This is a genomic window from Nguyenibacter vanlangensis (assembly GCF_013376155.1).
Taxonomy (GTDB): Bacteria; Pseudomonadota; Alphaproteobacteria; order Acetobacterales; family Acetobacteraceae; genus Gluconacetobacter; species Gluconacetobacter vanlangensis.
In genome coordinates, this window is sequence record NZ_JABXXP010000982.1 from 1 (window position 1) to 840 (window position 840).

General features: G+C 72.0%; 1 protein-coding gene. It reads left to right on the plus strand.

Features of this window, described 5'->3' with window-relative positions; translation table 11 throughout:
• Positions 1-3: 3 nt before the first annotated feature.
• Positions 4-840 (plus strand): molybdopterin cofactor-binding domain-containing protein (locus HUK84_RS20635; RefSeq protein WP_246285808.1); only part of this gene is annotated, 837 nt, incomplete at its 3' end.

An 840-nucleotide genomic window follows, 5' to 3' on the forward strand; every position in this document is an offset into this window, starting at 1 on the left:
GGGCTGGCGGCGCGGGCGGCGCCGGCGGGCGAGGCGCCGGACGAAATGTTCGTCGTCGTGCATGCCGAAGGCCGGGTCACGGGCTATTGCGGGCATGTCGATCTGGGTACCGGCATCCGCACCGCGCTGGCGCAGATCGTCGCCGAGGAACTGGACGTGCCGTTCGGCCATGTCACGATGGTGCTGGGGCACACGGGCAGGACGCCGGACCAGGGGGCGACGATCGCCAGCGAGACCATCCAGGTCAGCGCGATTCCGCTCCGCCGGGCCGCGGCGCATGCGCGGGCCGTCCTGCTGGATCTTGCCGCGCTGCGGCTGAACCGGCCGGTGGCGGAACTGGATCTGCGCGACGGGCGGATCGTCGGTGCGCCGGCCCTGCTGCGGGATGCGCCGCTGACCTATGGCATGCTGCTGGAGGGCCAGGCGCTGCGCGTCCGGCTGGACGAGCAGGTCGCGGTCAAGGCGCCCGATCGCTACCGGATCGTGGGGCGGACGGTGCCGCGGGTGGATATTCCCGACAAGGCCACGGGGCGCGCGGTCTATGTGCATGATGTCCGGGTGCCGGGCATGCTCCATGGACGGGTCGTCCGCCCGCCTTACGGCGGTTTCGATCATGGGGGCTTTGTCGGGCACAGCCTGCGGTCGGTCGATCGCGCATCGGTCGCGCATGTTCCCGGCCTGGTCGATGTCGTCACCATCGGCGATTTCGTCGGCGTGGTGGCCGAGCGCGAGGAAGACGCGGCCGAGGCGGCGCGGGTGCTGACGGTACGCTGGGACGTGCCCGCGCTGCCCGACCTGTCGGATCCGCCGGCGGCGCTGCTGGCCAATCCCGCCACTCCT